Here is a 6,819-nt window from a genome sequence, read left to right on the forward strand (position 1 = left end):
GCTGGAAATCGACACCGCGTTCTCTACGCCAGAACGCACCCTGTACAAGTTCAACCCGCTGGCACAGATGACCAGCGAAGAGATCTGGGGCTACATCCGCATGCTTGAGCTGCCTTATAACAGCCTGCATGAACGCGGCTTCATCAGCATCGGCTGCGAACCCTGCACCCGTCCTGTGCTGCCGAACCAGCACGAACGCGAAGGCCGCTGGTGGTGGGAAGAAGCGACGCAGAAAGAATGCGGTTTGCATGCGGGGAATATCATCAGCAAGGCTTAAATTCCTGCCTAAATGATCTCCCCTTGTAGGCGCGAGCAGGCTCCCTCCTACAGTGTTGTGCGGAAACTTCAAGAATGTGTACACACGAATGTCACCGTCGGTGCCATTTATGTGTGCACTTTTTTGTTTCCACGCCCTGAAAAGTTACATCCCGCCTGAAAATCCTTTCTCGTCACTCGCTGGCGAAATCCCCCGCCAAAAATAAATACCTGTTCAGTCGGTCAATTTTTAACCACTTATTTTCAAACACTTAGCGCTTGTCGATAACTTTTCGAAATGAGCACTGCTACGCATAGATCGCTAACTGGCACAGATCTGGCTTTAGTGCATACATGTTTTGTATACAAAACTGCAAAACATGACCCCACACTTTCGATCCGCAAGCCTGAAGCGCCCTATCCCGTACAGGCTGCAGATGCCCCGTAACCAGTGATGTTTGCTGGCCGCGACGAAGATTTGTCGAGCCCCGGGCTCATGCACAGTCATCGCGGCCCCGTCCATCAGGAGCCTGCCGGAATGCGTACAAGTCTCTCCAACAACATCGCGCTGAATCTGCCCGCCTCTGCCCTCGATCAGCCATTGCCCGACGATGGCCTGACCGAACCGTTACAACTGAGTTCCCGCCTGCACAACAGCGATCTGGCACCGACCCGGGCCGAAGGTCGGCGCTGGGGCAAATACAGCATCTTCGCCCTGTGGACCAACGATGTGCACAACATCGCCAACTACTCGTTCGCCATCGGACTGTATGCGCTGGGCCTGGGGGGCTGGCAGATTCTGCTGTCGCTGGGGATCGGTGCGGCGCTGGTGTACTTCTTCATGAACCTGTCCGGCTACATGGGACAGAAAACCGGGGTGCCGTTTCCGGTGATCAGCCGGATCAGTTTCGGCATCCACGGCGCGCAGATTCCGGCGCTGATCCGAGCGGTGATCGCCATCGCCTGGTTCGGAATCCAGACGTACCTGGCGTCGGTGGTGTTTCGCGTGCTGTTGACGGCGATTCACCCAGGCTTCGCCGAGTACGACCACAACTCGATCCTCGGATTGTCGTCCCTGGGCTGGGTATGTTTTGTAGCGATCTGGTTCGTGCAACTGGCGATCCTCGCCTACGGCATGGAAATGGTTCGTCGCTACGAAGCCTTCGCCGGGCCGGTGATTCTGCTGACCGTCGCCGCCCTCGCCGCGTGGATGTACACCCAGGCCAATGCAACCATCGCCTGGTCGATCCGTGAACCACTGACCGGTGGCGAAATGTGGCGCAACATCTTTGCCGGCGGCGCGTTGTGGCTGGCAATCTACGGCACGCTGATTCTCAACTTCTGCGATTTCGCCCGATCCTCGCCGTGCCGCAAGACCATCAAGGTCGGCAATTTCTGGGGCTTGCCGGTGAATATTCTGGTGTTCGCGGCGATTACCGTGCTGCTGTGTGGCGCGCAGTTCCAGATCAACGGACGGGTGATCGAGAGCCCGACTGAAATCATTGCGTCGATTCCCAACACATTCTTTCTGGTGCTCGGCTGCCTGGCGTTTCTGATTGTCACCGTCGCGGTGAACATCATGGCCAACTTCGTCGCCCCGGCGTTTGTCCTGAGCAATCTGGCGCCAAAGTACCTGACCTTCCGCCGCGCCGGGCTGATCAGCGCGACCATCGCCGTGTTGATCCTGCCGTGGAACCTCTACAACAGCCCGTTAGTGATCGTGTATTTCCTCTCCGGCCTCGGCGCCCTGCTCGGTCCGCTGTACGGAGTGATCATGGTCGACTACTGGCTGATCCGCAGAGGCCGGATCAACGTCCCGCAGTTGTACAGCGAAGATCCCAACGGCGCTTATTACTACAGCCGCGGGGTGAATATCCGTGCCGTGGCGGCGTTCATTCCCGCGGCGCTGATCGCCATCGTCCTGGCGCTGGTGCCGGGTTTCCACAGCATCTCGCCGTTCTCCTGGCTGGTGGGCGCCGGCATTGCCGCGATGCTCTACCTGATCATCGCCCAGCGTCAGCCGCACTACGCCGACGTCAGCGGCGAAGCCATCGCCGTCGACAACGTCAGCCATTAACTTCCTCGCGGCCCGGTTTTTGGGCCGCAGAACTGCCCGCTATAAGGACTTCCCATGCGCATTCTCGTGGTCAACGTCAACACCACCGAATCGATCACCCAGGCCATCGCCCGCTCGGCTCAGGCTGTCGCGTCACCCGGTACGGAAATCATCGGCCTGACACCGTTCTTCGGCGCCGACTCGGTGGAAGGCAACTTCGAAAGTTACCTGGCTGCCATCGCCGTGATGGATCGGGTGATGTCTTACGATCAACCCTTCGACGCGGTGATTCAGGCCGGCTACGGCGAGCATGGCCGTGAAGGCTTGCAGGAATTGCTTAACGTGCCGGTGGTGGACATCACCGATGCGGCAGCGAGTACGGCGATGTTTCTCGGCCACGCCTACTCAGTGGTGACCACTCTGGATCGCACGGTGCCGCTGATCGAAGACCGGCTGAAGTTGTCCGGCCTGTGGGACCGCTGCGCATCGGTGCGGGCCAGCGGTCTGGCGGTGCTGGAACTGGAACATGAGCCGCACCGCGCACTGGAAGCCATCGTGCATCAGGCCGAGCTGGCGGTGACGCAAGACAAGGCCGAAGTGATTTGCCTGGGCTGCGGCGGGATGGCCGGGCTGGATGAGCAGATTCGTCGCCGCACCGGGGTGCCGGTGGTCGATGGCGTGACGGCGGCGGTGACCATCGCCGAATCGCTGGTACGGCTGAGGTTGTCGACGTCGAAGGTGCGGACTTATGCGACGCCGAGGCCGAAAAACATTGTGGGCTGGCCGGGGCGGTTTGCTCGCTAGACCGCGTTATCGTTCATCGCAGGCAAGCCACGCGCCCACAGGGTTCGCGTTGTTTCACCATTATGTGAACGACAAAGTACCTGTGGGAGCGTGGCTTGCCCGCGATGGCCGCAACTCGATCAAAAGCCAAACTCAGAAAGCACTGAACCGCCGAGCCAACCCCCGCTCCGCAAACTGCTCAATCACAAAATCGACAAACGCCCGAGTCTTGCCCGGCAACAATTTATGTTCGGCGTAGTAGATCGAAATGTTGCCGTCATCGATGTACCAGTCCGGCAGCACGCGCTGCAACGTGCCCGCCTCGAGGTAACCCACGGCAAACGGCATGCTGACCAGCGCGATCCCCAGCCCTTGTGCTGCCGTGGCGCAGGCGGCTTCGGAGTCACTCATGGTCATTCGCGTTTTGAGGGTCAAGGGCTGGCAGAGCTGACTGCCGCTACTGATCAACTGCCAGGAGCGCACCCGGCCGGTTTGCGGCGAACGAATCAGGATCCCATCGTGACGTTGCAGGTCATCCGCTTCGACGATTGCCTCGTGCTTCTGCAGGTAGTCCGCAGACGCCACCAACACGCGATGCGCGGGTGCCAATTTGCGTGCGACGACGCCTTGGGGCAATTCGAAGCCCCCGCCAATCGCCGCATCGAACCCCTGCCCGATCAGATCGACCTGACGATTATCAAAATGCCAGTCAGGGTTGATCGCCGGAAACCGACGCAAAAACTCTTGCAACAACGGCACGATGTACAAGCGCCCGAATACCGTGCCCATGCTGACTTTCAACGTCCCCGCCGGCAGTCCCTCCACACTCGACAGGTTGGCCACCGCATTCTGAATCGTCGTCAGGCTGCCACTGACTTGGCTCAAAAACAGCTGACCGGCCTCGGTCAGCGTCAGGCTGCGTGTACTACGCTGGAACAGCCGTACACCGAGCCGCCCCTCAAGCTTCGCGACACTCTTGCCGACGGCTGCGGGAGTCAGGCTCAAGCGCCGCGCGGCCTCGGCAAAACTGCCGACTTCGGCGCTGCGCACGAAGCATTCGATACTGCTGAAGGTTTCCATGATCGCCACTATAAACTTCTGGTTTACACAGACTATAGCAATCAGGGTCTACACGGTTGTCGATGCGAGGCCGATACTCGGCTCCAACACCAAGGCATTCCGCCTTCAACTTTCTGGAGATCGAACATGACCACTCAACTCCTCAGCGGCAAAGTCGCTCTGATTCAAGGCGGTTCCCGTGGCATCGGCGCTGCCATTGTCAAACGTCTGGCCGCCGAAGGCGCTGCAGTCGCATTTACCTACGTCAGCTCCACCGCAAAAGCCGAAGAACTGCAGAACAGCATCACCACCACTGGCGGCAAAGCCTTGGCGATCAAGGCTGACAGCGCCGACGCCGCCGCCATCCGGCATGCCGTCAACGCCACTGTCGAAGCGTTTGGTCGCCTCGACATCCTGGTCAACAACGCCGGCGTACTGGCCGTAGCCCCCCTGGAAGATTTCAAACTGGAAGATTTCGACCAGACCGTCGCAATCAATATTCGCAGTGTCTTCATCGCCTCCCAGGAAGCCGCGAAACATATGGGTGAAGGCGCACGCATCATCAACATCGGCAGCACCAACGCTGACCGCATGCCCTTCGCCGGTGGCGGTGTGTATGCCATGAGCAAATCGGCGCTGGTCGGTCTGACCAAAGGCCTGGCACGTGATCTTGGCCCTCGCGGCATCACCGTCAACAACGTGCAGCCCGGCCCGGTCGACACGGACATGAACCCGGCGCACGGTGATTTTGCCGAAAGCCTGATTCCGTTGATGGCTGTCGGTCGCTACGGTAAAGCCGAAGAAATCGCCAGTTTCGTCGCTTATCTGGCAGGGCCCGAAGCCGGCTACATCACCGGTGCCAGCCTGACGATCGACGGTGGTTTCGGCGCTTGATCCTTCTGAGTCGCCGGTAAAAAAACGCCGCCCCTCCTACAACAGAGGGGCGGCGTTTTTTGTTCGCAGCCTGATCAGGCCCAATCCAGCGCCGGCAAGCCACAGGCACTCGGCGTGAACGCTTTCAACGACCGGAGAATCCCGTCGGCGTGGGCGTATTTCTCATCGGCCATGGCGGCATCGGGAATGGCGATGGCAGTCATGCCCGCCGCTTTGGCGGCGGTCACGCCGAACGGTGAATCTTCAAACACCAGACAATCTTCCGGCGCGACACCCAGGCGACGGGCTGCCGTGAGGAAAATATCCGGTGCCGGTTTGGCCGCACCGACTTCCGGATCGTCCGCTGTCACAATGAAGTCGAACAGCGCGAACCAGTCGCGGTGCAGCGTGGTTTTCTGGCCGAACGACTGACGCGAGGAACTGGTGCCCACGGCAATAGGAATGTTGTGCGCCTTGAGGTGACGAATCAGCTCTTGCGCGCCCGGCATGGCCTGGGCCTTGGGAAAACGCTCGCGCATCAGTGGCTCGCGGATCAGCAGAAACTCTTCGGCGGAGATCGGCAGATCCAGCGCCTGCACCACGTAGTTCGCCAGATCGTTGGCACCGCGACCAATGATGTTCTGTTTAACGCTCCAGTCGAAGGTTCGCCCGTAGCGTTCGGCAATCAACGAGGTGACCTCGGTGTAAATGCCCTCGGTGTCCAGCAGCAAACCGTCCATATCGAAAATCACGGCCTTGATCGGGCCGAACGTCTTCAGCGGTGCATTCATCATCGGATCCGTTATCAAAGACATCCCGGGCGGCAAAGGGCATGCCGCTGCTCGGATCTGATTAAAGGGTTCAGCAGCATAACGAGCACAACCGACATTGAGCAACGGGCAACGCTCTCTGCGGCGATGAACAACTCGCATTAATTTGGCGAAACGTCCTACAGATATTGCCTACTTGCCCGACTTCTTTCCCTTCTGATCCCCCGCAAAGTCCGCGCACCTCTTTCACGTGCGCGAGTGCCTGCGAATGTTCCAAACCGATCGGCTTCTGGCCCTGAACAACAGCATCGGCCTGCTGGTGGTTGCCGCCCTGAATCCGGACCGTCCGGATTTTGAAAACCTGATCCGCGAGTTTCGCCTCTGCCTCAACCACTACGAGGCCTGGGCCGAGCAGTTCTGGACCGGATCGGTGCTGGATATCGAGCAGGTGTTCACGGTCGGCAACGATGTACGCCTGAGTGCACCGATCAACCGTCGAGAGCCCATCAGTTCATCCGTGGTCATGTGCCCCGCCGCAGGCCCGCTGACCCTGGTGCATATGTTCGAAGCCGCACGCTTTGTCCCGATCGGCGATACCCCGGTGATGCTCGAACCGGTGATTGCCGAAGTCGACGGGGTGCTGAGCTTCGGCGAACCGCTGCGCCATACCATCGGCCCGAGCGGCATTCTGGAGGTGAGCGACTGCAACCGGGGCCAGCGTTATCGCATCACGTTCTTTCCCGATGTTTCTACCGCCCATGTCCGCGCACTGTATGCCTCTTATGAAGGCATTCTCGACGAGCTGGAAGGCTGGTTACGCTCGGAATGGGCAGGCTTCCAGCCACTGTGGGCGGAGTTTTCCAGCGCCGGGTTCGCTGAGCGTTATGGCCAGTTGCAACAGGCGGACTGGCGTGGATTCGAAAATGCTCTGCAGCGGGTATGGGATGACATCAAACAAGTCTTCGCCCTCCTCGCCGATCTGCAGGCCAATAGCCAAAAGCTGCTGGAGTACCTGACCGATGC

At 59.5% G+C, this 6,819-nt stretch carries 6 protein-coding genes and 1 pseudogene; 5 read left to right on the plus strand and 2 right to left on the minus strand.

Annotated elements, in window-relative coordinates; translation table 11 throughout:
• From DBR24_RS12540 to DBR24_RS12550, 3 genes are all read left to right on the plus strand, one after another.
• Positions 1–277 (plus strand): phosphoadenosine phosphosulfate reductase family protein (locus DBR24_RS12540; protein ID WP_158277036.1); only part of this gene is annotated, 277 nt, incomplete at its 5' end.
• Positions 278–793: 516 nt separating this feature from the next.
• On the plus strand, positions 794–2,332 hold the full coding sequence (locus DBR24_RS12545) for an NCS1 family nucleobase:cation symporter-1 (RefSeq protein WP_128614915.1): 1,539 nt from the start codon (positions 794–796) through the stop codon (positions 2,330–2,332).
• 54 nt (positions 2,333–2,386) lie between these two features.
• Positions 2,387–3,115 carry an aspartate/glutamate racemase family protein gene (locus tag DBR24_RS12550; protein WP_128614916.1) on the plus strand — a complete coding sequence of 243 codons (729 nt, stop codon included), beginning with the start codon at positions 2,387–2,389 and terminating at the stop codon, positions 3,113–3,115.
• A gap of 132 nt (positions 3,116–3,247) precedes the next feature.
• Here DBR24_RS12550 and DBR24_RS12555 read toward each other — a convergent pair whose 3' ends face one another.
• Positions 3,248–4,174 (minus strand): LysR family transcriptional regulator, encoded by a 927-nt coding sequence (locus DBR24_RS12555; protein ID WP_128614917.1) that lies wholly within the window; start codon positions 4,172–4,174, stop codon positions 3,248–3,250.
• A gap of 126 nt (positions 4,175–4,300) precedes the next feature.
• Between DBR24_RS12555 and DBR24_RS12560 the strand changes: the two genes are divergently transcribed.
• Positions 4,301–5,047, plus strand: coding sequence for a 3-oxoacyl-ACP reductase family protein (locus DBR24_RS12560; protein ID WP_128614918.1), 747 nt, complete (start codon positions 4,301–4,303; stop codon positions 5,045–5,047).
• Positions 5,048–5,121: 74 nt separating this feature from the next.
• On the opposite strand, the gene DBR24_RS12565 is transcribed toward DBR24_RS12560, so the two are convergent.
• On the minus strand, positions 5,122–5,817 hold the full coding sequence (locus tag DBR24_RS12565) for an HAD-IA family hydrolase (protein WP_123463679.1): 696 nt from the start codon (positions 5,815–5,817) through the stop codon (positions 5,122–5,124).
• 247 nt (positions 5,818–6,064) lie between these two features.
• Between DBR24_RS12565 and DBR24_RS12570 the strand changes: the two are divergent.
• Positions 6,065–6,819: pseudogene (locus DBR24_RS12570) on the plus strand (type IV secretion protein Rhs); the annotation flags it as partial.

It is taken from the genome of Pseudomonas sp. HMWF006, from assembly GCF_003061205.1.
In the GTDB taxonomy this organism is placed as follows: Bacteria; Pseudomonadota; Gammaproteobacteria; order Pseudomonadales; family Pseudomonadaceae; genus Aquipseudomonas; species Aquipseudomonas monsensis.

Bases quoted from the DNA above. Each gene is read 5' to 3' on its own strand.
- DBR24_RS12555 (WP_128614917.1), bottom strand. From the start codon at position 4,174: ATGGAAACCTTCAGCAGTATCGAATGCTTCGTGCGCAGCGCCGAAGTC.
- DBR24_RS12550 (WP_128614916.1), top strand. From the start codon at position 2,387: ATGCGCATTCTCGTGGTCAACGTCAACACCACCGAATCGATCACCCAG.
- DBR24_RS12565 (WP_123463679.1), bottom strand. From the start codon at position 5,817: ATGAATGCACCGCTGAAGACGTTCGGCCCGATCAAGGCCGTGATTTTC.
- DBR24_RS12545 (WP_128614915.1), top strand. From the start codon at position 794: ATGCGTACAAGTCTCTCCAACAACATCGCGCTGAATCTGCCCGCCTCT.
- DBR24_RS12560 (WP_128614918.1), top strand. From the start codon at position 4,301: ATGACCACTCAACTCCTCAGCGGCAAAGTCGCTCTGATTCAAGGCGGT.